Below are 23,595 nucleotides of genomic sequence, written 5' to 3' on the forward strand. Positions count from 1 at the left end.
GACACAGAACCTGTGGGTGCGAGCCTGCTCGCGAAGGCGTCAGCTCAGGCGCTGGAAGTCTCCGGCTGAATCAATGCCAGAAGCGTCCATCCCGCCCCAGGCTTCACCGCCGTCTCCGGCGTCACCACATGCACCCAACCGCTGTCATCACGCATGAACAGCAGTGTGGCGCGATTACCATGCAGCGCCCGGTAATCCTCCCAGCCAAAGCCATCCGTCAATGTTGTGCTGTACAGTTCGGCACCCTGACCCATCTGGCTGGCCAGTTTCGCGTAGGTATACGCCTCGCTGCCCAACTGATTGCCGCGATGCTCAAGGCTGGCACGGTGTTTGTCGCTGCGCCGGCTCTCATGACCACTGGCCAGACCAAACAAGCGCTGATGACCAAAATCATGACGAAAGCGCATCGCGGCCAAGGTATTCAGCTCACCCGACGGCGACAGTGCGAGCAAATGACCGAGCCCGACCAGATCCAGATGCGCATCGGCATGTTGCGAAGCCGGGTTGCCGAAGTAGGTCGGCAAACCCTCCATGCGTGCCGCACGAATGTTTTCCCAGCTCGAATCGGTCAGCAGCACGCGACTACCCAGCTGCTGCAGCGACTTGCCCAGCTCCCGCGCCGGGCCGTTGGCACCGACGATCAGGAAGCCACTCGGCGCTGGCTCCGCAACTTTGAGCAGTCGTGCCAGTGGCCGCGCAGTCGCACTTTGCAGCACCACAGTGCCGATGATCACCGCAAACGTCAGCGGCACCAGCAGCAATGCGCCCTCGTGTCCCGCTTCATGCAGACGAATCGCGAAAATCGCCGACACCGCCGCCGCGACGATCCCGCGTGGCGCGATCCAGCACAGCAACGCACGCTCACGCCAGCTCAGGCTGGAACCGGCAGTGCTGAGTAGCACGTTCAATGGTCGGGCGATCAACTGAATCACCAGCAGCAGAATCAGCACCAACGGCCCCAGACCGATCAAGGCATACAAGTCCAGTCGCGCCGCCAGCAAGATGAACAGGCCGGAAATCAGCAGCACGCTGAGGTTTTCCTTGAAGTGCAGGATGTGCCGCACATCCACACCCTTCATGTTCGCCAGCCACATGCCCATCAGCGTTACCGCCAGCAGGCCGGACTCGTGCATCACTTCGTTGGAAGCAATGAAAATTCCCAACACCGCCGCCAGCGAGGCGAGGTTATGCAGATACTCCGGCAGCCATTGTCGGCGTATCACTGTGCCGAGCAGCCAGCCACCGACAATGCCGAACACCGCGCCGCACAGGATCACGCCACCAAAGGTGAACAGGCTCTGCTTGAGGCCATGACCTTCAGCGCTGGCAATGATAAAGCTGTAAACCACAACGGCGAGGAGGGCGCCGATCGGGTCGATAACGATGCCTTCCCAACGCAGAATATTGGCGATCGAAGCTTTCGGCCGCACGACTCTCAGCATCGGCACGATCACGGTCGGACCGGTGACCAGCGTCAGGCTGCCGAACAGGATCGCCAGCATCCAGTCGAAACCCAGTAGAAAGTGAGTCGCCACCGCGATCACAACCCAAGTCGAAATCGCTCCGATGGTCACCAAACGATGGACGACGCTGCCGATCTCCTTCCACTCCGACAGGTGCAGAGTCAGGCTGCCCTCGAACAGAATCAGCGCTACAGCAAGCGACACCAGCGGCATCAGCAATGGGCCAAACATTTCCTGCGGATCAAGCCAGCCCAATACCGGGCCCACCAGAATCCCCGTCAGTAACAGAAACAGAATGGCCGGCAACTTCAGGCGCCAGGCCAGCCATTGGCAACCCAGCGCCGCAGCGCCAATCCCGCCAAATGCCAAGAGAATTTGCTGCTCGTTCATTGATACTCCCTGTTCCTTGAAATTGCGGGCTATGAAAGACTAGCGCCCATTCCTACAGTTCACTCTACATTTGCGCACAGTCCTTGAGGCTGTGTGACTTGAGCGCCCATGCCTGCCATCGATCATCCCCTCATTGACCAATTCCTCGACGCGTTATGGCTGGAGAAAGGCCTGTCCGACAACACCCGTGGCGCTTATCGCAGTGATCTGGCGTTGTTCAATGGCTGGTTGCAGGAGAAGAACCTGGAGCTGATCAATGCCGGTCGTGAATTGATCCTCGATCACTTGTCCTGGCGACTGGAGCAGAACTACAAACCACGTTCCACGGCGAGATTTCTCTCTGGGGTGCGTGGTTTTTATCGCTATCTGCTGCGGGAAAAACTGATCAGCGTCGACCCGACCTTGCGCGTCGACATGCCGCAACTGGGCAGGCCGTTGCCCAAATCCCTGTCGGAAGCCGACGTCGAGGCGCTACTCAAAGCGCCGGATCTGAGCGAAGCCATCGGCCAGCGTGACCGCGCCATGCTTGAAGTGCTGTACGCCTGCGGTTTGCGCGTGACTGAACTGGTCAGTCTGACGCTGGAACAGGTCAACTTGCGCCAAGGCGTGCTGCGGGTGATGGGCAAGGGCAGCAAGGAACGGCTGGTGCCGATGGGCGAGGAGGCGATCGTCTGGGTCGAGCGCTACATGCGCGATGGTCGCGGCGAGCTGCTTGGTGGCCGGCCCAGTGATGTGCTGTTCCCCAGCCAGCGCGGCGAACAGATGACTCGCCAGACCTTTTGGCACCGGATCAAGCATCAGGCCAAAGTTGCCGGGATCGGCAAATCGCTGTCGCCGCATACTTTGCGTCACGCGTTTGCCACGCACCTGCTCAACCATGGCGCGGACTTGCGCGTGGTGCAGATGCTGCTCGGCCACAGCGACCTTTCCACCACGCAGATCTACACCCATGTCGCCCGCGCCCGCTTGCAGGACCTGCACGCCAAGCATCACCCGCGCGGCTGAACAAAAATTCCTGTGGGAGCGAGCCTGCTCGCGAAAGCGGTGTGTCAGGCTGCACATATTTTGAATGCACTGCCCTCTTCGCGAGCAAGCTCGCTCCCACAGGGGTTATGTCGTCCCGAAAGTGTGGCGACAGGCGCATTCGGCCACCGTGGCCTTATGTGTTAGGCTTTGCCGGTTTGCACGATGGACGGTTATGACCCGGTGTTCCGGCACGGGCGTTCTGATCGTTCCATTTGTCCGCCTTCAGGAGTTCTCATGCGTCTGACCCAGATTTTCGCCGCCGCAGCCATTGCGTTGGTCAGTACCTTTGCCGTCGCCGATGACGCGGCCGACAAAGCCATTCGTCAAAGCCTGGAAAAGCTCGAACTCGAGGTTCCGGTCGAAAGCATCAATGCCAGCCCCCTGCCAGGCATGTACGAAGTCAAACTCAAAGGCAGCCGCGTGCTCTACGCCAGCGCCGATGGTCAGTACATCGTTCAGGGCTACCTGTTCCAGCTCAAGGACGGCAAACCGGTCAACCTGACCGAGAAGACCGAGCGCCTGGGCATCTCCAAGCTGATCAACGCCATCCCGGTGGCCGAAACCGTGGTTTACCCGGCCGTGGGCGAAACCAAATCGCACATCACCGTGTTCACCGACACCACCTGCCCGTACTGCCACAAGCTGCACGCCGAAGTGCCTGAGCTGAACAAGCGCGGCATCGAAGTGCGCTACGTCGCGTTCCCGCGCCAGGGTTTGAACTCGCCGGGTGACGAGCAACTGCAAGCCGTGTGGTGCTCGAAAGACAAGAAAGCGGCCATGGACAAAATGGTCGACGGCAAGGAAATCAAGGCCGCCAAGTGCGATAACCCGGTTTCCAAACAGTTTGCCCTCGGTCAGTCGATCGGCGTGAACGGCACACCGGCCATCGTTTTGGCTGACGGACAAGTGATTCCGGGCTACCAGCCTGCGCCACAAGTCGCCAAACTGGCGCTGGGCGCGAAGTAAATTCGCATCGTCACGGTCAGCCGTGACGATCATGGTCCGGCAGCGACATCGCCGAGCCATTAATAGAGAGCCGCGAGCACGCGGTTGTTTTCCGGCCGACCCCGCGTCGGCCGTTTTATGGGGAGTTCACAGTGAATCCGGTCAAAGTAGGCATCTGTGGGTTAGGGACCGTCGGTGGCGGTACCTTCAACGTACTTCAGCGCAACGCCGAGGAAATTGCTCGTCGTGCCGGGCGTGGGATCGAAGTGGCACAAATTGCCATGCGCACGCCAAAGCCTCAGTTCCAGACGACCGGTATTGCGATTACCAACGATGTCTTCGAAGTGGCCACGAACCCTGAGATCGACATCGTCATAGAGCTGATGGGCGGCTACACCGTTGCCCGCGAGCTGGTACTCAAGGCCATCGAGAATGGCAAGCATGTGGTCACCGCGAACAAGGCTCTGATTGCCGTTCACGGTAATGAAATTTTCGCCAAGGCTCGCGAGAAAGGCGTGATCGTGGCGTTCGAAGCGGCCGTGGCCGGTGGCATTCCGGTGATCAAGGCGATCCGTGAAGGCCTGTCCGCCAACCGCATCAACTGGGTCGCCGGGATCATCAACGGCACCGGCAACTTCATCCTCACCGAAATGCGCGAGAAGGGCCGTACCTTCGAAGACGTGCTGGCCGAAGCGCAGGCACTGGGTTACGCCGAAGCCGATCCGACCTTCGACGTTGAAGGCATCGACGCCGCGCACAAGCTGACGATTCTGGCCTCGATCGCGTTCGGCATTCCGCTGCAATTCGACAAGGCTTACACCGAAGGCATCACCAAGCTGACCACCGCCGACGTCAACTACGCCGAAGCGCTGGGCTACCGCATCAAGCACCTCGGCGTGGCGCGCAGCACAGCCGCCGGTATCGAGTTGCGCGTACACCCGACGCTGATCCCGGCCGATCGTCTGATCGCCAACGTCAACGGCGTGATGAACGCGGTGATGGTCAACGGTGACGCCGCCGGTTCGACGCTGTTCTACGGCGCGGGCGCCGGCATGGAGCCAACCGCTTCGTCGGTGATCGCCGATCTGGTCGACGTGGTTCGCGCAATGACTTCCGATCCGGAAAACCGTGTACCGCACCTGGCCTTCCAGCCAGACTCGCTGTCGGCCCATCCGATCCTGCCGATCGAAGCCTGCGAAAGCGCGTACTACCTGCGCATTCAGGCCAAGGATCATCCGGGCGTGCTGGCTCAGGTGGCGAGCATCCTCTCGGAGCGCGGCATCAACATCGAGTCGATCATGCAGAAGGAAGTCGAGGAACACGACGGTCTGGTGCCGATGATCCTGCTGACCCACCGGGTCGTGGAACAGCGCATCAACGATGCGATCGCCGCCCTCGAAGCGCTGGCCGGCGTGAATGGTCCGGTTGTACGGATCCGCGTCGAGCACCTGAACTAAACAGAAGCAGCTGCAAGCTTCGAGCTGCAAGCGGTAAGCTAAAAGCGGTCTGGCTTTTACTTGCAGCTTGTAGCTCGTAACTTGAAGCTCAAACCGAAGGTTTGAAATCATGCGTTATATCAGTACCCGCGGCCAGGCACCGGCCCTGAATTTCGAAGAGGTCCTGCTGGCCGGTCTTGCTACCGACGGCGGTTTGTACGTCCCGGAAAACCTGCCACGTTTCACTCAGGAAGAAATCGCTTCCTGGGCCGGCCTGCCGTATCACGAACTGGCCTTCCGGGTGATGCGTCCGTTCGTCACCGGCAGCATTCCGGATGCCGATTTCAAAAAGATTCTTGAAGAAACCTATGGTGTGTTCGCCCACAGCGCCGTGGCACCGCTGCGTCAGTTGAACGGCAACGAATGGGTAATGGAGCTGTTCCACGGCCCGACCCTGGCGTTCAAGGACTTCGCCCTGCAACTGCTCGGTCGTCTGCTCGACTACGTGCTGGAAAAGCGCGGCGAGCGCGTAGTGATCGTCGGCGCCACCTCCGGTGATACCGGTTCGGCCGCCATCGAAGGCTGCAAGCACTGCGAAAACGTCGACATCTTCATTCTGCACCCGCACAACCGTGTGTCCGAAGTGCAGCGTCGCCAGATGACCACGATTTTCGGCGAGAACATTCACAACATCGCCATCGAAGGCAACTTCGATGACTGCCAGGAAATGGTCAAGGCGAGCTTCGCCGACCAGAGCTTCCTCAAAGGCACGCGACTGGTGGCGGTGAACTCGATCAACTGGGCGCGGATCATGGCCCAGATCGTCTACTACTTCCACGCAGCCCTGCAGTTGGGCGGCCCGGCGCGTTCAGTGTCGTTCTCGGTACCGACCGGCAACTTCGGCGACATCTTCGCCGGTTACCTGGCACGCAACATGGGCCTGCCGATCAACCAGTTGATCGTCGCCACCAACCGCAACGACATCCTGCACCGCTTCATGAGCGGCAATCAGTACGTCAAGGACACCCTGCACGCCACGCTGTCGCCGTCGATGGACATCATGGTCTCGTCGAACTTCGAACGCCTGCTGTTCGATCTGCACGGTCGCAACGGCGCGGCGATTGCCGGTTTGATGGATTCGTTCAGGCAGGGCGGCGGTTTCAGCGTCGAGCAAGAGCGCTGGACCGAAGCGCGCAAACTGTTCGACTCGCTGGCTGTGGATGACGCGCAGACCTGCGAAACTATCGCCGAAGTCTACGAGCAGACCGGTGAAGTGCTGGATCCGCACACCGCGATCGGCGTCAAGGCCGCGCGCGAATGCCGTCGTAGCCTCGATATCCCGATGGTGATTCTCGGCACCGCACATCCGGTGAAATTCCCGGATGCAGTGGAGAAAGCCGGTGTAGGAAAAGCGCTCGAGCTACCTGCACATCTTTCTGATTTGTTTGAGCGAAACGAGCGTTGCACCGTTCTGCCAAACGAGTTGAAAGCCGTGCAAGCCTTTGTCAGCCAGCATGGCAATCGCGGCAAGCCGTTATAAGCCCGTAAAAGCTGTCACATTTTGAAGCCCGTCTCCTGACGGGCTTTTTTGTTTCTGCTGCCACACTGCTCGGGTTTTCACCCACGAAGGACGGGTGAGTCGATCACGAAGGAAGTGGCAATGCTGTTTTATAGAGGTTTGAAACCGGCACTGGGTGTGTTGTTTATGTTCGGATTATTGGCGTTGATGCGCTGCAGCATGGCGGCGCAATTGGCGCTGCACGCTGATGCCGTGACGTCCAGAGTCCAGCCCATCGAACTGGCCGCACACGAGCGTCAATGGATTCGCGACAACCCCAAGGTGACGGTGACGTCGGTGCAATACCCGTTGTATCTGTTTCAGGACGAACACGGGCAATGGAGTGGCCTGAACAACGATGTACTCAAGCGCGTGACGGCGATGACCGGGTTGCAGTTCGTGCATCAGGAGTCGTTTTCCACCGATCACATGCTCGAGCGTCTCGAGAGTGGCGCGGCGGATATCAGTACGACCCTGGCCATGAGCGAGGAGCGCAAAGCGTTTCTGGATTACAGCCACGCATTTGGCGGTGCGGGCTGGGTATTCGTTGGCCGTGCTGACGCGCCCCGGCTGGACTCTTTCGAGCAGTTGAGCAAACGGGTGCTGGTGCTGCCGGCCCGGCATGCGCTGGAAGACATGATCAGGCGTGACTTTCCCTCGATCGAGATTCGCTCGGTCAAGACGTATGCCGAGGCGCGGGCGCTGGTCGAGAGCGGTGAAGCCTACGCCACCATCGAAAACGAAATCGGTGCACAGCTGTACCCCTTGGGGTTGCTCAAGGTGGGCGGTCTGGTCGAAGGCAAATGGGAGGCCGATAACCTCGCCGTGCGTAAAGGCATGCCGGTGCTGCTGAGTATCCTCAACAAGGCCCTGGAGGCGTTTCCCGCGGCCGAATTGCGCGCGATTCGCCTGAAATGGCTGGAAGGTATTGCGCCGGCGCCCGTGCCGTCGGTCTGGCAACAGATGCTCGAATGGGGTTGCTGGGGCATGGGCGGGCTTGGTGTTTTCGGTCTGCTGTCGCTGGTATGGAATCGGCGACTGACTGCCGTGATCAAACTGCGTCGCGCGGCGGAAAAGGATCTGGGTGATCAACTGGCGTTTCAGCACGCGCTGATCGACTCCATGCCCGACCCGGTGTTTGTCCGCGATCTGCAAGGACGGCTGATCATGTGCAATCGCAGTTATGAGGAGGCCTTGTCGATTCGACTGGACCAAGTGCTGGGGAAGTTGCTGATCGAGGTTGACGCGCTGCCGCAGGCTACAGCGCTGATGCTGCACGACGAATTCCTGGTGCAGTTGCGCACGCGCAAATCGCGCTTCAGCAAACGGCGCTTGCAGTTCAAGAGCGGCACCCGTGAGGTCTATCAGTGGACGGTGCCGTTTTACAGTGCTGACGGCAAATTGCGGGGGCTTTTGGGTGGCTGGACCGACATCACTCAGCGTCGCACAGAGAGCGGGTGCCGATGTCTGCAATGAAGATGGGAAATGTCCTATACGACGCGGCTACTTTTCCGATGGGAGGCTTAGGACGGCTGCCCTAGAGTGACAACAACTGCGGTGAGAGTCCGCGATTGTCGCTTCAGAGGTCGCTTATGCGCTCGCTTAAAGTCCTGATACTTGAACCCAATCCGTTCCAGCTGATGGCATTGCATCAAATGCTCAATGCCATTGGCATCTATGACGTGCTGACGGCGCCGTCGCTGGCTTCTGCGCTGTCTTCGCTGGGCCATCGCGGCGCGGTTGACATCGCCATTTGCGATCCCCAACTCAAGGGCGGCGATGGTCTGGCGCTGATTCATCATCTGGCGGTTGAGCATGAGGCACGTGCGCTGATCCTGCTGGGGACGGTCGCGCCGAGCCTGCTTAACGACCTCGAACCCTTGCTGTGCGAGCACCACCTGCGGCTGCTGGGGCGTCTGCAAACCCCTGTGTCGGCGGTGCTCATGCGTGGTTTGCTCGACAGTTACCTGATGGCTGCATCGCCAGCGCTCGGAATTTGACGAGGGCAGTTACTTTACTGTCATCTTCGCCGTGCATGCTCTGACAGACCGGTGACACTCCAGGGTGGGGGGCAATCGGTATGCAGAACTTTCTTCTCGGGCCGGTGGTCATTTATTGTGAACACGCCCCAGGCACACAGTTTTCGGACTATTGAGTGGAGATCGAGATGGAAAGTATCAGTCTATTGCTCGGTGAGGCTCTGAGCCCGTATCAGGTTTCGTTGTCTCCGTGCGGTTCCCATGGCGAATGCCTGGTGACCTTGAAGAACAGCCATGGCGCCATTGTCGTGGAACGCGAATTCAATCAGGCACAATTGGCCGACAAGCGTCAGTTGACCGATGTCGTTGACGGCCTGCACCGCGATGTCCTGATCGCCGAAGGACGGCTGGAGCCCTGTGTGATCGCGGCTTTGCGCAATGCAGCCCTGGACAAACGTCCGGCGCTGTAAAGATGAAATATTTTTTGTGGGAACCTTCCTGCATCCCTGTCAGTCAGACCCCGTAACAGCAGGATCAAGCATTGTGCTCCGGTGCTTGTCGCTTGCTGCTACGGGTCTTTATGTAGACCACGTTTAACCCCGAGTCGTCTCCCCACTTCTCGGGGTTTCTTTTGTCTGCGATTTGCCTACTGCGCGGCCTGATGTTCGAAGAATGTGCGGGCCTGTTCCAGATAATCCGCTTGTCGCTCGGGGTCCAGCCATGCGGCGTAGAGCTGATTGAGATGCTCGTGGGGCAGGGTGCGCAGCAGTTGGTTGATCTCGCTGATGGCCTGACGTCCCTGGGTGGTGTCGGAACACGCCACGTAGCCTGAGAGATATTTTCCGGTGCCGCGAATCGGATAAAACTCCAGTTCATCCTCGGCGATCTGCGCCTGCCTGGCCTGATAGCGGATTTCCGGCCAGTAACCCAGCACCACCTGCAGCCGGCCCAGACGCTGCATCGACAACAGATTGGTCAGTGCATCGTTACCGTAATGGGGCGTCAGTGCGCCGCTGGGTGCCTGATGCAGAATGTTGTCGATAAATTCGCCATAACTGCGCTCAGCGACCACGCCGACTTTTCTGTCGGTGGCGGTCAACAATGCCGACAGGTCGACTTCGCCGTCCACCAGATAAGGTTCAAGGACCGAGCGATCTTGCTGGCGCACTACCAGACCGTTGCTCACGGCGCGGATCGCCGGAATCGAATACGCGACCCACTGCGCGCGTTCCTTGTTCCACAGCAGTGCGGGGTCACAGGCAAACGGGTTTTCATGGAGCATTTGCAGACCACGGGCGCGATTGACCCGCATCAGCGTGTGTTCGTATTGCGGCATCCCGGCGATCAGCAACGGCATCAATTGGTCAATCACCCCCTGACCCTTTTTCGGACCTTCGAAAATGGTCAGTGGCGGCAAATCGCGCAGCAGCCAGATCAACGTGGGTTTGGCCTGCACTCCCGTCGACAGAGCGAGCAGGAACAACAGGCCGAACAGCCGCCACGTCCACCAATGATGGGCGCGGTTGGCGTGCGATGGCGGCCGGCGCTTCAGCTTAAATGGCTCCGTCTTCGCGCAGCTTGGCGATCTGTTGCTCGTCGTAGCCAAGGTCGTGAAGTACCTGCGCATTGTGTTCACCCAGTTGCGGTCCGACCCATTCTGAACTGCCCGGTGTCTCAGAGAGTTTCGGCACGATGCCCGGCATCTTGAAATCTTTGCCATCGGGCAGTTTGGCCTGCAGGAACATTTCCCGGGCCAGGTACTGCGGATCGTTGAACATGTCCTCGGCGCTGAAGATCCGGCTGGCTGGCACATCGGCTTGATTGAGCAGGTCGAGTACGGCTTGCAGCGGCAGCGAGTTGACCCAGCGATCGATGACCCCATACAACTCGTCGCGGCGACTGTCGCGCCCGTCATTGCTGGCCAGTACTGGATCGTTGGCCAGGTCTTCGCGGCCGATGATCAGCATGAAGCGCTTGAAGATCGCATCGCCGTTGGCGCCGATCTGCACGTGCTTGCCGTCGGCACTGGTGTGGATAGAGGAGGGCGTGATGCCGGGCATGATGTTGCCGGTGCGCTCGCGGATAAAACCGAACACATCGAATTCCGGCACCATGCTTTCCATCATCGCGAAAATGGCTTCGTACAACGCCACATCGACAACCTGGCCTGTACCGCCGTTGACTTCGCGATGACGCAGCGCCATCAGCGCACCAATCACGCCCCACAGCGCGGCAATCGAATCGCCGATGGAAATGCCGGTGCGCACCGGCGGCCGGTCTTCGAAACCGGTGATGTAGCGCAGACCGCCCATGGACTCGCCGACCGCGCCGAAGCCCGGTTGATCTTTCATCGGCCCGGTCTGACCGAAACCGGACAGGCGCACCATCACCAGTTTCGGGTTCAGTGCGTGGAGGGTTTCCCAACTCAGGCCGAGTTTTTCCAGGACGCCGGGACGGAAGTTCTCAATGAGGATGTCGGCTTCGCTGAGCAGTTGTTTGAGGATCGCCAAACCGTCGGGGTGTTTGAGGTTCAGCGTCAGTGACTTCTTGTTGCGCGCCTGAACGAACCACCACAAGGACGTGCCTTCGTACAATTTGCGCCATTTGCGCAGCGGATCACCGCCGTCCGGTGACTCGATCTTGATCACTTCGGCGCCGAACTCGCCGCAGATGCGCGAGGCAAACGGCCCGGCAATCAATGTACCCAATTCAATGACTTTCAGACCCGAGAGCGGTTTGCTGGTGAACGGCATGCGAAATCCTGTAGGACAAGGCTGAGCGGATACAGCGTTTTAACATAGCCGGCTGTCAGACGCCGCAGGTTGATCGCCATCAATTCGATGATTGCCTACCGCATCGGTTAGACTTGCCGACTTTCCTCGTATCAAGAAGCCCGTTCATGGCCCAGCCGTCCACTACCTACAAGTTTGAACTGAACCTCACCGACCTCGACCGCAGCGTCTACGAGAGCGTCAAGCAGACCATCGCCCGTCACCCTTCGGAAACCGAAGAGCGTATGACCGTGCGCCTGCTGGCCTACGCGCTCTGGTACAACGAGCAGTTGTCGTTTGGCCGTGGTCTGTCAGACGTGGACGAACCTGCGCTGTGGGAAAAGAGCCTGGATGACCGCGTTCTGCACTGGATCGAAGTCGGCCAGCCAGACGCCGATCGCCTGACCTGGTGCTCGCGTCGCACCGAGCGCACCAGCCTGCTGGCCTACGGCAGCCTGCGCGTCTGGGAAACCAAAGTGATCCCGGCGATCAAGAATCTGAAAAACGTCAACATCGCCGCCGTCCCGCAGGAAGTGCTGGAGACTTTGGCCAAAGACATGCCCCGCGTCATCAAGTGGGACGTGATGATCAGCGAAGGGACGATCTTCGTCACCGACGACCGTGGTCAGCACGAAGTCCAGTTGCAGTGGCTGCAAGGTGAGCGCGGCTGACTCCGCGCCTTCAACTGATTAATCCCACGTATTAAAGAGAAGTCTCCGTCACCCCATGCGTATCGAACCTCGTCAACTGCCCGAAACTCTTCCTTTTCTCGGTGATATCCCGCCGCTGCTGACCCGCTTGTATGCGGCGCGGGGCGTGCAGTCCGAGGCGGAGCTGGACAAGAGTCTGGCGCGGTTGATCCCGTTTCAGCAGCTCAAGGGCATCGACGCGGCGGTGGACTTGCTGGTGACGGCGCTGGAGCAACGCCAGCGCATCCTTATCGTTGGCGACTTCGATGCGGACGGCGCCACGGCCAGCACGGTCGGCATGCTTGGTTTGCGCTTGCTCGGTGCCGCGCATGTCGATTATCTGGTGCCGAACCGCTTTGAGTATGGCTATGGCCTGACCCCGGAAATCGTCGAAGTCGCTTTGACTCGGGAGCCGCATTTGCTGGTGACCGTCGACAACGGCATCTCCAGCGTCGAAGGTGTGGCGGCGGCGAAAAAGGCCGGGCTCAAAGTGCTGATCACCGACCACCATTTGCCCGGCGAAGAGCTGCCGCAGGCGGATGCGCTGGTCAACCCGAACCAGCCTGGCTGCGAATTCCCGAGCAAGGCGCTGGCCGGCGTCGGGGTGATTTTCTATGTGTTGATGGCGTTGCGCGCGCGTTTGCGCAGTCTCGGCTGGTACGAGAACAAGCCGCAGCCGAACATCGGTGAACTGCTCGATCTGGTGGCGCTGGGCAGCGTCGCCGACGTGGTGCCACTGGACGCCAACAACCGGATTCTGGTGCACCAAGGTCTTGAACGTATTCGCGCCGGTCGCGCACGGCCGGGGATCAAAGCGATTCTTGAAGTGGCAAAGCGCGACGCCACTCGCATCACCTCCACGGATCTCGGTTTTATCGTCGGCCCGCGCCTGAACGCTGCCGGGCGTCTGGATGATATGAGCCTGGGCATCGAATGCCTGCTCACCGCCGACGCCAACCTGGCCCGGGAAATGGCCGCGCAACTGGACGGCATGAACCAGGATCGCAAATCCATCGAGCAGGGCATGCAGCGTGAAGCGCTGGCGCAGCTCAAGGACTTGCCGGTGGAGTCGATGCCGTTTGGTCTGTGCCTGTTCGATCCGGAATGGCACCAGGGCGTGATCGGCATTCTCGCGTCGCGGATGAAAGAGCGTTACTTCCGTCCGACCATTGCCTTCGCCGATGCCGGTGATGGCTTGCTCAAGGGCTCGGGCCGCTCTGTTCAGGGCTTCCATATCCGTGATGCCCTGAGTGTGGTCGCGGCGCAGCATCCGACCCTGATCGCCAAGTACGGTGGTCACGCGATGGCCGCCGGCCTGACCTTGCCGCAGGAGAATTTTCCGCTGTTCGCCGAGGCATTTGACGCTGAGGTGCGTAGGCAACTTCGCGAGGAAGACCTGACCGGACGCATGCTCTCTGACGGCACGCTGGCGGTCGAAGAATTCCACCTCGAACTGGCCCGCGCCCTGCGCCATGCCGGGCCTTGGGGGCAGCACTTCCCGGAGCCGCTGTTCCATGGCGTGTTTCAGTTGGTTGAGCAGCGCGTAGTCGGTGAACGGCACCTGAAAGTAGTGCTGAAAAGCGAGTGCGGTGCGGTGAAGCTGGACGGTATTGCCTTTGGTATTGACCGGGATGTCTGGCCGAACCCGACGATCAAGTGGGTTGAACTGGCTTACAAGCTCGACGTTAACGAGTTTCGGGGTAATGAGACCGTGCAATTGATGATTGCCCATATCGAACCGCGCTGAAGATCAAAAGATCGCAGCCTTCGGCAGCTCCTACATGGGAATGCGCCCTGTAGGAGCTGCCGAAGGTTCGGGCCGCGATCGGACGATCTTTTCTTGAATTTCCCCCTATCCCCCGTTGTCGACTAGGCTCTAAGCACTGCTTGATTGGCCTTGTGACGTCTTGTCGAATTTTTTGCCCGCGGGGGCGGGTGCTGCGCCTTTTTCCTGTCACTCGTCGACTATTCAAACAGAACCCTGGAGCCTGCCCACTGATTTGAGAGGTGCCCCATGAGTCTGCTGCTTGAACCCTTCACCCTGCGCCAACTGACCCTGCCCAACCGCATCGCCGTCTCACCGATGTGCCAATACTCCAGCGTCGACGGCCTGGCCAACGACTGGCACCTGGTGCACCTCGGCAGCCGCGCCGTGGGCGGCGCCGGACTGGTATTTACCGAAGCCACAGCGGTCACGGCCGACGGGCGGATCACCGCCGAAGACCTTGGCTTGTGGAACGACGACCAGATCGCACCGCTGCAACGCATTACCCGATTCATTACGTCCCAAGGTGCTGTTGCCGGTATTCAACTGGCCCATGCCGGGCGCAAGGCCAGCACCCATCGGCCGTGGCTCGGCAAACATGGCAGCGTCAAACCCGATGATGGCGGCTGGACCCCGGTTGGGCCGTCGCCAATTGCCTTCGACCCACAACACACGCAACCGAAACAGCTGGATGAAGGACAGATCGCCGACGTCATTCAGGCCTTTGTCGGTGCCGCCAAACGCGCGTTGAAGGCGGGTTTCAGTGTGGTTGAGGTGCACGCGGCGCATGGTTATCTGCTGCATCAGTTTCTTTCGCCGCTGAGCAATCAGCGCCGCGATCAATACGGTGGTTCGTTTGAAAATCGTATTCGTCTGGTGCTGCAAGTGACTGAGGCGGTGAGGGCGGTCTGGCCTGAGGAGTTGCCGGTGTTTGTTCGCGTATCGGCCACAGACTGGGTAGAAGACGGTTGGAACCCGGATGAAACCGTAGAGCTGGCGCGACGCCTGCACACCCTTGGCGCGGATCTGATCGACGTGTCGTCAGGCGGCACCGCAGCCAACGCGGAGATCCCAGTCGGGCCGGGTTATCAGACGCGTTTTGCTGAACGCGTACGCAAAGAGTCAGGCATCGCCACCGGCACTGTCGGAATGATTACCGAGCCGGCGCAGGCCGAGCACATCTTGCGCACTTGTCAGGCTGACATCATCTTCCTCGCCCGCGAGTTGCTGCGTGATCCGTACTGGCCGCTGCATGCCGATGATGATCTGGGTGGGCGCAAAGCGGTGTGGCCGGCGCAGTATCAGCGCGCGACTCATCGGGATCAGCCGATTCATGAGTCTGATTTGCGCGATTGAGTGCGTCGCGATAAAGCAAAAAGCCCCGGTCAGTGATGGCCGGGGCTTTTTTTCGTCTGGTTGTCGTTGCGCTGCCTGGTCGGACGCTATCGCGAGCAGGCTCACTCCTACAAGGGGCATGTGTCGTTCACAAAATACGTGTTCGACACAGATCAACTGTAGGAGTGAGCCTGCTCGCGATGAGGCCCAATCAGGCGCTACAGACCCTCAAGGGTATTTACGCTTATCCGGCGCCGGCGGGAAGTACTGGTACAACCACGTCTCGCTCAACGTGCGATCGTTGGTGCGGATAAATAACCGCAGCTCCACCGGCTCAACGCTGTCACTGGTCGGGTACCAGTCAAACAGGATCCGGTAACCCTTGATGTCATCCAGCACCAGCACGCTGAAATCCTGCACCTTGCCGTTCGAGCATGTCACCACAGGCTCAATCCCGGTGCCCTGCGGCAGTCGATCCAGACCGCCACCGGTGAAGTCCACGGCAAAACGACGCGCCCACACCGGCGGGTAATGCTCGCCCGGTGCCCAACCCTCAACAAAACCGCCCATGCCGGAACGGGTCGCCTGCACCCGCGCCAACGGCGTGCTCACCGGCGGCAGAGCGCTCCAGTAAAGCTTGTAGCCATAGTTCAGCGAATCACCGGCAGCCACCGGTTTTTTCGGGGTCCAGAACGCGACGATGTTATCGAGCGTCTCGCCAGTCGTAGGGATTTCCAGCAGATCGATAGAGCCTTCGCCCCACGCGGTGGTCGGTTCGACCCACAGGCTCGGACGCTTGCTGTACCAGTCCACGGTGTCCTGATAGTTGGCGAATTCGTGATCGGTTTGCACCAGACCGAAACCTTTCGGATCGGTGTCGGCAAACGCGTTGAACTGTAGCGTCGCCGGGTTGTTCAGCGGCCGGCAGATCCACTCACCGTTGCCGCGCCACATGGCCAGACGATCCGAGTCGTGGATCTGCGGGTGAATGGTGTCGCACATGCGCCGTTCGTGGTTGCCGCAGCTGAACATGCTGGTCATCGGCGAGATGCCCAGTTGCTCGATGGCGGTGCGTGCATTGATGTGCGCGTCGATCTCCATCACCACGCGCTCGGCCTGGCAATCGATGTCGAAGCGGTACGCGCCGGTCGCGCTCGGCGAGTCGAGCAGGGCGTAGACCACAAAACGCGTGGCGTTCTGATCCGGGGTCTCGAACCAGAACTTGGTGAAATCAGGAAATTCTTCGCGCTTCTTGGCGTAAGTGTCGATCGCCAGACCGCGCGCGGAGAGGCCATATTGGCCAGTCGCATCGACCGCACGGAAATAACTCGCGCCGAGGAACGACACTACGTCGTGGCGATCGAGTTCCGGCGCCTTGAACAGTTTGAAGCCGGCAAAACCCAGGTCGCCTTTCAACTGTTGAGTGTCGACCGAGGTGTTCTCATAGTTGAACAGCGCCGGGCGGAAATGCACCTCACGCGCGGTACGAGTCTTCGGATCGACGCTGTACATGCGCACCGGCTGGCGGAAACCCATGCCGACGTGGAAGAACTGCACGTCGAGCTGGCCTTTGTTTTCCTTCCACAACGAATGATTGCCGTCGTAGCGGATCGCGTTGAAATTCTGCGGCGTCATCGTCGCCAGCGTCGGCGGCAGCACCTGTTTGGTGTCCTGGTAGGCGCTGCCAGCCAGTTGCTTGGCCTGGCGCTTGAGCGCCTCGAAATCAAACGCCTGCGCCTCGCCATCAGCGGCGCCGCCACTGGCCGCCCATGCACGGGTGGCCAGCAGGCCAGTGGCCGAAAGACCGGTGTAAGCCGCAATGGCCATGGACGCTTTGAGCAAATTCCTGCGGTGCATAAATACAACCTGTCGTGTGCAATCCCGTGCCGTTCCTGGCACGTGCTGGATCAGAAATAACGGTTCGGACAAGCCTTCGGCCAAACGCAACGGACTATTAACAGATGCCCGCTAGCTTAAACGGTTCGCTCGCAATGCAAAATTCGTTGATTCACTGCGCCAGTGTGTCAATGAAACAAGACATGTCGGTTAAAAGTCTTACGGGACTTTCTGATTTACACGGCATATCTGCTTTTCTCGACTAATTACTCTAAAAACCGCTTTTCAGCGCCGAATTAATTTCTATTCTATGGGCATGACCGGCGCGATCCATTTGGCCGGCAGGGCACACGGCGCTGCTGTAAGGGGCAGGGCGATGTGATGGTTAAGCAGTTCTTTGACGTATTCGAGAAGGACATCGTCCATGGCAAAAATACAAGGCATCACCGACATGCTGGGCATCTTTCCCTGCCTGGGCAGCGGCCGCAAAAGACGTCGACTCAGCTCTGACGAACTGAAACTGGTGGAGCGTTATCGAGAGCTTTCGGAAAGTGACCGGATCGCGATGAGGTATCTGGTGGACGCGATGCGGAGTGTTTCGCGGTTTTAACGCTGGGGTAGGCACCGTGAAAGCCATTTGGCTTTTACGGTGGCCAGATCAATCAAATGGCCTGCGTCGGCATCGTCGATGCCGACGGCAATGGCTTTCTGAAGATCGGCACAGTCGTTTAGTTTCAGGTAAGAGATCGCAAAGCTTTCATCGGAGGGAATGATTTCCTCAATCTGAGGAGATTTGAGAACAGTTCTACTCATCTGAATTCAATTCGCTAGAGGTGGATATGCTAAACCTGTGGCGAGGGAGCTAGCTTCCTCGCCACAGGTTTTTTGTTTATGAGCCTTAGCTGCAAGTGCTCAGAACCGGATACGGCCGCTGGCCGTGCATCAGTTCCGGAACATCCCGCCATTTGACCCACGCCTGCTGTTGCCAGTGCAGCAGCGGCACGGTAACGCCTGCCCAATGCATTGAGCTCAAGCTCGGGTGGTTTTCCACAGGGCTTGATTGGGTTTCGCGCAGCATCGGGATGACTTCATGGCTCAGCCATTGGCGCAGGTGTCGGTTTTCCGGGACGAAGTGATGGACGAGCAGGGCGAACAGGCCGGACTCGCTGACCATCGCGCAATCGATGATTTCGCCGTCCCGACGCAGGAGGACATGGCGACGCTGGTCGGGATCGAGTTTCAGGGTGAGGCGTTCGTTCAGGGGATAGCCCATCAAGCGACCGAGATCTTGCACGCAGAACCAGGCTTCGTGGTCTTGCATGAAGGCGTGGAGGAAGCGGTTGTGGCGGGTGAAGACGGTGGGGGTGAAGAAAGGGGAGCTTTCAGAAGGAATTTGTACGTGGTTAGGCATTTTTCGACTCCAATATTGAGAATAGAGCCGCCACTCAAATGAGTGCGGTCACGCCGTTTTGATATTTACTCCGGCTCCGACACCGGGCCGCTGACTTCGCCGCCGAGAGAAAGCCTATCGGCTAGCAACCTACGACGCCAAGTCGGCTCTATCGATACCTTCTGTAGGAAAACGGGCTTATCTCTGAAGGCGGCATCTGTAGGAAATGCCTGATTTTGTAGTGTCGGCAGCAACCGACCGCCCAAGCCGTAGTTTTTCCTTTATCTATTTGGGTCCACGGAATGAACTGCAGGTTTCTTCGTGTTGATCGAGTTTTCGGTTTCCAATTTCCGCTCGTTCAGCGGCTGGCAAAATGTTTTCAAGGAAGCACACCCGAAAAGTGACCGATGAGTTATGTAATCAATTGCATCAAACAAAAGCTCAGCGAAATTCCGTTCAAAAACAGCGTCAGAAAGCGCATTCGAAAAAAATAGGTGCTTCCAAGGCTGCAGATCATCTGACAACTCGTTGATGTGGGTGACGTAGTGAATTTCAGAGACTATATTGTCGATTAATTAATCAACATTTGAGCGCCGAACCGTAGCTCGAATCGAGGAAGTAATGCTCAAAGATCTCGACAAAGAGACTCCTGAAGGGTCTGAAGATGAAGGCCGTGGGCTGGTTGTTGTGACCGGTTCAGAGGGCCGTCCTCATGTCGAATATGTTCACAGGATGATTGGGCCAGTCTCGGTGGCAGGGATTTCATCAGGTGCGATTCTCCATTCGCAGCTTGGTCCATCTTTAGATCATGCGATCGCCCAAATTTCAGCAACGGGTACCCTCACTGCTGCTGCGGAGGCGATTTTTTGTCAGATAAATTCTGATGCCAAGCAGAGCGCAACCGCTTGGGTGATCGCTTCTTCGCATAGTGGCCCGCTTCCAATTGCTTCTGAAGGCTCGCAGCGTATTAGGCGATCTGCTAGTGAGATGCTGAAAGACCCTAAAAAAGTCCGTGCATTCTTTGCTCGTGTAAATGGAGAAGCTACGGCGAACTGATGTATAGCATTTCCCCGTCCTTTGTACTTGGTTTCCATGGATGCGAGCGAGAAGTTGGCGAGCGCGTGCTGGCTGGTGAACAATCTCTCTATGACAGCACCAACGACTATGACTGGCTCGGTGGAGGCGTCTACTTTTGGGAAAATAATCCTCAAAGGGCGCTTAGCTTCGCGACTAACGCTCAGAAAAGGGAAAAGATCAAACAGCCTTTTGTGTTGGGAGCTGTTATTGATTTGGGCCGATGTTTGGATTTCACAACGCAGAGTGCGTTACTCGAAATTCGGGAGAGTTACGTAGGCCTTGAAAATGCCTCCAAGCAAGAAGGCGGACAACCTCTCAAGGTAAATACCCCTTATTTACGACGTCTTGACTGCCAAGTCATCAAAGCACTGCATGTGTTTCGTGAGATGGCGGGGATGGAGCCTTATGACTCCGTACGCTCTCCGTTTTGGGAAGGGCAGCCGTTATATGCTGGGACGGATTTCATGCACGAAACTCATATTCAGCTCGCTATCAGGTCAATCCAGAGTGTGAAGGGATGGTTTCGAGTACTGGATGTAAAGGGCAAACCTGTAGATTTTGTGCAAGCAGTGTAGGTATTGAGTTAAGCTTTTCCGGACCGCTGAGTTCTAATTGAGTAGCCCTGCACACATTAATGCGAGCAGGGCTACTCATCGCGTTATACGAGCGTTAGCGACTCACCTTCCAAGCATCCCCAGCCGGCGCCTTGCCATGGTCATACGGCTTGCCAATCCACATATAAACCAACCCCAAGCCAATCACGATGGCCGTGCTCAACACCATCGCATAGTTCACGTACCACGCCGCATCCGGCGTGCGTGGCCAGGCCATGTTGATGATTGCGCCAACGCCATACACCAGCGCGCCGATGTTCACCGGCCAGCCCCACGCGCCGAGGGTGAATTTGCCGCTCGGTTTCCAGCCTTTGCTGCGGGCGTACAGCGCGGCCAAGACGATCATCTGGAACGCGAGGTAGATGCCGATCGCGGCGAAGCTGACGATGGTTGCCACGGCGTCTTGCAGGAAGAAGCCGAGGGCGATGATCAGCGCCGGCAGGACGCCGGAGACGAACAGTGCGGCAACCGGTACTTGGGTGCTAGGAGAAATCTTTTTCAGCAGTCGGCTGCCGATGACCATTTCGTCGCGAGCGTAGGAGTACAGCAGACGGCTTGCCGCTGCTTGTAGGCTGATGACGCAGGAGATGAAGGAAATCATCACCACGCCCATCACTACTTTCGAACCGACCGGGCCGAAGGCGTTGTTGAGGATGGTGGTGACCGGGTCTTTGTCGGTGCCGTTGATGACCGCTTGCATGTCCGGCACGGCGAGGATCAGCGCCAGGCAGGCGAACATCGCCGCGATGCCGCCGATGTAGATGGTCATGCGCATGGCCACCGGGATTTTCGCACTCGGGTTCGGGGTTTCTTCGGCGACGTCGCCGCAGGCCTCGAAGCCGTAGTAGAGGAACATCCCCGCCAACGATGCGGTGAGGAACGCCGGCAGGTACGAGCCGTCGACGCTGATGTCGAAGGTGTTGAACAGCACGCTGAGCGGTTGATGACGTTCGAACACCAACAGGTAAACGCCGACGATCACCGCGCCAACCAGTTCGCAGAGAAAACCGAACATGGCGATGCGCGCCAGCACTTTGGTGCCGCTGAGGTTGACCAGTGTGGCGAACAGGGTCAGCACCAGGGCGATGACGATGTTGGTGTTGTTGCTCGGCTCGAAACCGAGCATGGCCGCCAGATACGGGCCAGCGCCGACGGCGACCGCAGCGATGGTCACACAGAGGGCGATGGAGTAGATCCAGCCGACCATCCAGGCCCATTTCTTACCGACCAAGCGACGTGCCCAAGGGTAAACACCGCCGGAAATCGGGAATTGCGAAACCACTTCGCCGAAGATCAGGCACACCAGCAACTGGCCGCAACCCACCAGCAAGTAGGCCCAGAACATCGGTGGGCCGCCAGCGGCGAGGCACAGGCCGAAGAGGGTATAAACCCCTACGACCGGTGACAGATAAGTGAAGCCCAAAGCGAAGTTTTCCCACAGGCTCATGCTGCGGTTGAAGTTCGAGGTGTAGCCCAGTTTGCGCAGTTGTTCGGCATCGCTGTCGGCAACGGCTGTGGCGAGATCGGGTGAGGAACTCATGTGTGTTTTGCTCCGTGAAATCGGCAGATTTCGGATGGCCGAGGCCGTGGCGGGGCCATGCAGGCGCCGCCCGGGTCGGTAGTTATTGTTTTGTTTTCGGTGAAGCCTGGTGGTGAATCGCCGACATCGTCCGTGTGTCGCGGAAAAGATCGCAGCCTGTGGCAGTTCCTACAGAAGAGCGGCGTCAATCATGTAGGAGCTGCCGCAGGCTGCGATCTTTTCGCTGTTAATGCTTGAACATCACATGCCGAACCGTGGTGTAGTCCTCCAGCCCGTACATGGACATGTCTTTCCCGTAACCGGACAATTTCTGACCGCCATGGGGCATTTCGCTGACGAGCATGAAGTGCGTATTCACCCACGTGCAGCCGTACTGCAAACGCGCCGACATGCGATGCGCGCGTCCTACATCTGCCGTCCACACGGAGGAGGCGAGGCCGTAGTCCGAATCGTTGGCCCACTCCAGCGCCTGCGCTTCATCAGTGAACTTGGTCACCGAAACCACCGGACCAAACACCTCACGACGAACGATTTCGTCGTCCTGCTGCGCATCGGCCAACACCGTCGGCTCGAAGAAGAAACCATTGCCCTCGACAGCCTTGCCACCAGTGATCAAACGAATGTGCGATTGCGCCACGGCACGCTCGACAAACCCGGCCACACGGTCGCGATGTTGCGCGGTGATCAGCGGCCCCAGTTCAGTCGACGGATCATCCTGCAAACCGTATTTGATGCTGCTGACTGCCGCGCCGAGTTTCTCGACGAACTTGTCGTAGATACCTTGCTGCGCATAGATCCGGCACGCGGCGGTGCAGTCCTGCCCGGCGTTGTAGAAACCGAAGGTACGAATACCTTCCACCGCCGCATCGATATCGGCGTCATCGAAGATGATCACCGGCGCCTTACCGCCCAGTTCCATGTGCATGCGTTTGACGCTGTCGGCAGTGTTGGAAATGATGTTGGCGCCCGTGGCGATGGAACCGGTCAGCGAAACCATGCGCACTTTCGGGTGCGTGACCAACGGACTGCCGACGGTAGGACCGCGACCAAATACCAGATTGAGTACGCCGGCCGGGAAGATTTCCGACGCCAGTTCGGCCAGACGCAACGCGGTCAGCGGGGTTTGTTCCGACGGCTTGAGCACCACGGTATTACCGGCGGCCAATGCTGGAGCGATTTTCCAGGCGACCATCATCAGCGGGTAGTTCCACGGCGCGATGGAGGCGATGACGCCAACCGGATCACGGCGGATCATCGAGGTGTGGCCGGGCAGGTATTCGCCGCCGGCCGAACCGCTCATGCAACGGCTGGCGCCGGCGAAAAAGCGGAACACGTCGGCAATCGCCGGAATCTCGTCGTTGAGCGCGGCGCTGTAGGGTTTGCCGCAGTTGTCGGATTCGAGTTTGGCCAGTTCTTCACCGTGGGCTTCGATGGCGTCGGCGAGTTTGAGCAGCAGCAGCGAACGGTCTTTCGGCGCGGTTTGCGACCAGTCGGCGAAGGCGTTATCGGCGGCGCGCACGGCGGCATCGACCTGGGCTTCGCTGGCTTCGTTGATCTCTACAAGCACTTCGCCACGCGAAGGGTTGAGCACTGGTTGCGCCGGGCCTTCGCCGTTGACCAGTTGGCCGTTGATCAAGAGTTTGGTTTGCATGTCTGTTGTCCTCTTTATTGTTCTGTCGAAACCGAACCCCTGTAGGAGCTGCCGAAGGCTGCGATCTTTTGATGTTGCTGTTGAAGATCAAGATCAAGATCAAAAGATCGCAGCCTTCGGCAGCTCCTAC

Annotated in this window: 21 protein-coding genes; 13 read left to right on the plus strand and 8 right to left on the minus strand. The window is 58.8% G+C overall.

What is annotated here, in order from left to right; translation table 11 throughout:
• Nucleotides 1-44: 44 nt before the first annotated feature.
• A complete protein-coding gene (locus U6037_RS05135) occupies nucleotides 45-1,853 on the minus strand; it encodes a cation:proton antiporter (protein WP_242205030.1) in 1,809 nt (602 codons plus the stop codon).
• Nucleotides 1,854-1,961: 108 nt separating this feature from the next.
• On the opposite strand from U6037_RS05135, the gene xerD reads away from it, so the two are divergent.
• From xerD to U6037_RS05170, 7 genes are all read left to right on the plus strand, one after another.
• Nucleotides 1,962-2,858, plus strand: a complete 897-nt coding sequence (xerD, locus tag U6037_RS05140; RefSeq protein WP_102900589.1) for a site-specific tyrosine recombinase XerD — start codon at nucleotides 1,962-1,964, stop codon at nucleotides 2,856-2,858.
• A 255-nt stretch (nucleotides 2,859-3,113) separates the two neighbouring features.
• A complete protein-coding gene (gene dsbC, locus U6037_RS05145) occupies nucleotides 3,114-3,845 on the plus strand; it encodes a bifunctional protein-disulfide isomerase/oxidoreductase DsbC (protein WP_122609598.1) in 732 nt (243 codons plus the stop codon).
• Nucleotides 3,846-3,976: 131 nt separating this feature from the next.
• On the plus strand, nucleotides 3,977-5,281 hold the full coding sequence (locus U6037_RS05150; protein ID WP_007908972.1) for a homoserine dehydrogenase: 1,305 nt from the start codon (nucleotides 3,977-3,979) through the stop codon (nucleotides 5,279-5,281).
• Between the two features lie 109 nt (nucleotides 5,282-5,390).
• Nucleotides 5,391-6,800, plus strand: coding sequence for a threonine synthase (thrC, locus tag U6037_RS05155; RefSeq protein ID WP_322846020.1), 1,410 nt, complete (start codon nucleotides 5,391-5,393; stop codon nucleotides 6,798-6,800).
• A gap of 120 nt (nucleotides 6,801-6,920) precedes the next feature.
• Entirely contained in the window at nucleotides 6,921-8,294 is a 1,374-nt protein-coding gene (locus U6037_RS05160; protein ID WP_322846021.1) for a transporter substrate-binding domain-containing protein, read from the plus strand.
• A 116-nt stretch (nucleotides 8,295-8,410) separates the two neighbouring features.
• The gene (locus U6037_RS05165) at nucleotides 8,411-8,818 is read left to right on the plus strand and encodes a response regulator (protein ID WP_322846022.1); all 408 of its coding nucleotides are present in this window, start codon (nucleotides 8,411-8,413) and stop codon (nucleotides 8,816-8,818) included.
• A gap of 167 nt (nucleotides 8,819-8,985) precedes the next feature.
• Nucleotides 8,986-9,267 carry a DUF3509 domain-containing protein gene (locus U6037_RS05170; protein ID WP_322846023.1) on the plus strand — a complete coding sequence of 94 codons (282 nt, stop codon included), beginning with the start codon at nucleotides 8,986-8,988 and terminating at the stop codon, nucleotides 9,265-9,267.
• A gap of 176 nt (nucleotides 9,268-9,443) precedes the next feature.
• Here U6037_RS05170 and U6037_RS05175 read toward each other — a convergent pair whose 3' ends face one another.
• Together U6037_RS05175 and U6037_RS05180 are read right to left on the minus strand one after the other, a co-directional pair.
• Nucleotides 9,444-10,424: a TIGR02285 family protein gene (locus U6037_RS05175; RefSeq protein WP_322846024.1), complete on the minus strand. Its 981-nt coding sequence runs from the start codon at nucleotides 10,422-10,424 to the stop codon at nucleotides 9,444-9,446.
• Nucleotides 10,351-11,550, minus strand: a complete 1,200-nt coding sequence (locus tag U6037_RS05180; RefSeq protein ID WP_322846025.1) for a CaiB/BaiF CoA-transferase family protein — start codon at nucleotides 11,548-11,550, stop codon at nucleotides 10,351-10,353. Before U6037_RS05180 ends, U6037_RS05175 begins: the two co-directional genes overlap by 74 nt.
• 146 nt (nucleotides 11,551-11,696) lie before the next feature.
• Here U6037_RS05180 and U6037_RS05185 point away from each other — a divergent pair, with 146 nt between their 5' ends.
• The 3 genes from U6037_RS05185 (at nucleotide 11,697) to U6037_RS05195 (ending at nucleotide 15,378) form a co-directional block, all read left to right on the plus strand.
• Nucleotides 11,697-12,239: a YaeQ family protein gene (locus U6037_RS05185; RefSeq protein ID WP_007908961.1), complete on the plus strand. Its 543-nt coding sequence runs from the start codon at nucleotides 11,697-11,699 to the stop codon at nucleotides 12,237-12,239.
• A 55-nt stretch (nucleotides 12,240-12,294) separates the two neighbouring features.
• Nucleotides 12,295-14,004 (plus strand): single-stranded-DNA-specific exonuclease RecJ, encoded by a 1,710-nt coding sequence (gene recJ, locus U6037_RS05190; RefSeq protein WP_322846026.1) that lies wholly within the window; start codon nucleotides 12,295-12,297, stop codon nucleotides 14,002-14,004.
• Nucleotides 14,005-14,271: 267 nt separating this feature from the next.
• Nucleotides 14,272-15,378, plus strand: coding sequence for an NADH:flavin oxidoreductase/NADH oxidase (locus U6037_RS05195; RefSeq protein WP_322846027.1), 1,107 nt, complete (start codon nucleotides 14,272-14,274; stop codon nucleotides 15,376-15,378).
• Between the two features lie 207 nt (nucleotides 15,379-15,585).
• Here U6037_RS05195 and U6037_RS05200 read toward each other — a convergent pair whose 3' ends face one another.
• The gene (locus U6037_RS05200; RefSeq protein ID WP_008081609.1) at nucleotides 15,586-17,214 is read right to left on the minus strand and encodes a glucan biosynthesis protein D; all 1,629 of its coding nucleotides are present in this window, start codon (nucleotides 17,212-17,214) and stop codon (nucleotides 15,586-15,588) included.
• 403 nt (nucleotides 17,215-17,617) lie between these two features.
• On the opposite strand from U6037_RS05200, the gene U6037_RS05205 reads away from it, so the two are divergent.
• Nucleotides 17,618-17,803, plus strand: coding sequence for a hypothetical protein (locus tag U6037_RS05205; RefSeq protein ID WP_103306409.1), 186 nt, complete (start codon nucleotides 17,618-17,620; stop codon nucleotides 17,801-17,803).
• On the opposite strand, the gene U6037_RS05210 is transcribed toward U6037_RS05205, so the two are convergent.
• On the minus strand, nucleotides 17,800-18,006 hold the full coding sequence (locus tag U6037_RS05210; RefSeq protein ID WP_322846028.1) for a hypothetical protein: 207 nt from the start codon (nucleotides 18,004-18,006) through the stop codon (nucleotides 17,800-17,802). The two genes, U6037_RS05205 and U6037_RS05210, sit on opposite strands and share 4 nt — an antisense overlap.
• 85 nt (nucleotides 18,007-18,091) lie before the next feature.
• Nucleotides 18,092-18,604 carry a Bro-N domain-containing protein gene (locus U6037_RS05215; protein ID WP_322846029.1) on the minus strand — a complete coding sequence of 171 codons (513 nt, stop codon included), beginning with the start codon at nucleotides 18,602-18,604 and terminating at the stop codon, nucleotides 18,092-18,094.
• Between the two features lie 600 nt (nucleotides 18,605-19,204).
• On the opposite strand from U6037_RS05215, the gene U6037_RS05220 reads away from it, so the two are divergent.
• Nucleotides 19,205-19,639 (plus strand): hypothetical protein, encoded by a 435-nt coding sequence (locus tag U6037_RS05220; protein ID WP_322846030.1) that lies wholly within the window; start codon nucleotides 19,205-19,207, stop codon nucleotides 19,637-19,639.
• On the plus strand, nucleotides 19,639-20,235 hold the full coding sequence (locus U6037_RS05225; protein ID WP_322846031.1) for a hypothetical protein: 597 nt from the start codon (nucleotides 19,639-19,641) through the stop codon (nucleotides 20,233-20,235). Before U6037_RS05220 ends, U6037_RS05225 begins: the two co-directional genes overlap by 1 nt.
• A 94-nt stretch (nucleotides 20,236-20,329) precedes the next feature.
• Here the strand turns inward: U6037_RS05225 and U6037_RS05230 are convergent, their stop codons facing one another.
• Both U6037_RS05230 and U6037_RS05235 read right to left on the minus strand, forming a co-directional pair.
• Nucleotides 20,330-21,814, minus strand: coding sequence for an APC family permease (locus U6037_RS05230; RefSeq protein ID WP_322846032.1), 1,485 nt, complete (start codon nucleotides 21,812-21,814; stop codon nucleotides 20,330-20,332).
• A 226-nt stretch (nucleotides 21,815-22,040) separates the two neighbouring features.
• Entirely contained in the window at nucleotides 22,041-23,465 is a 1,425-nt protein-coding gene (locus U6037_RS05235) for a gamma-aminobutyraldehyde dehydrogenase (RefSeq protein WP_322846033.1), read from the minus strand.
• Nucleotides 23,466-23,595: the final 130 nt, after the last annotated feature.

This window comes from Pseudomonas sp. B33.4 (genome assembly GCF_034555375.1).
Classification (GTDB): Bacteria; Pseudomonadota; Gammaproteobacteria; order Pseudomonadales; family Pseudomonadaceae; genus Aquipseudomonas.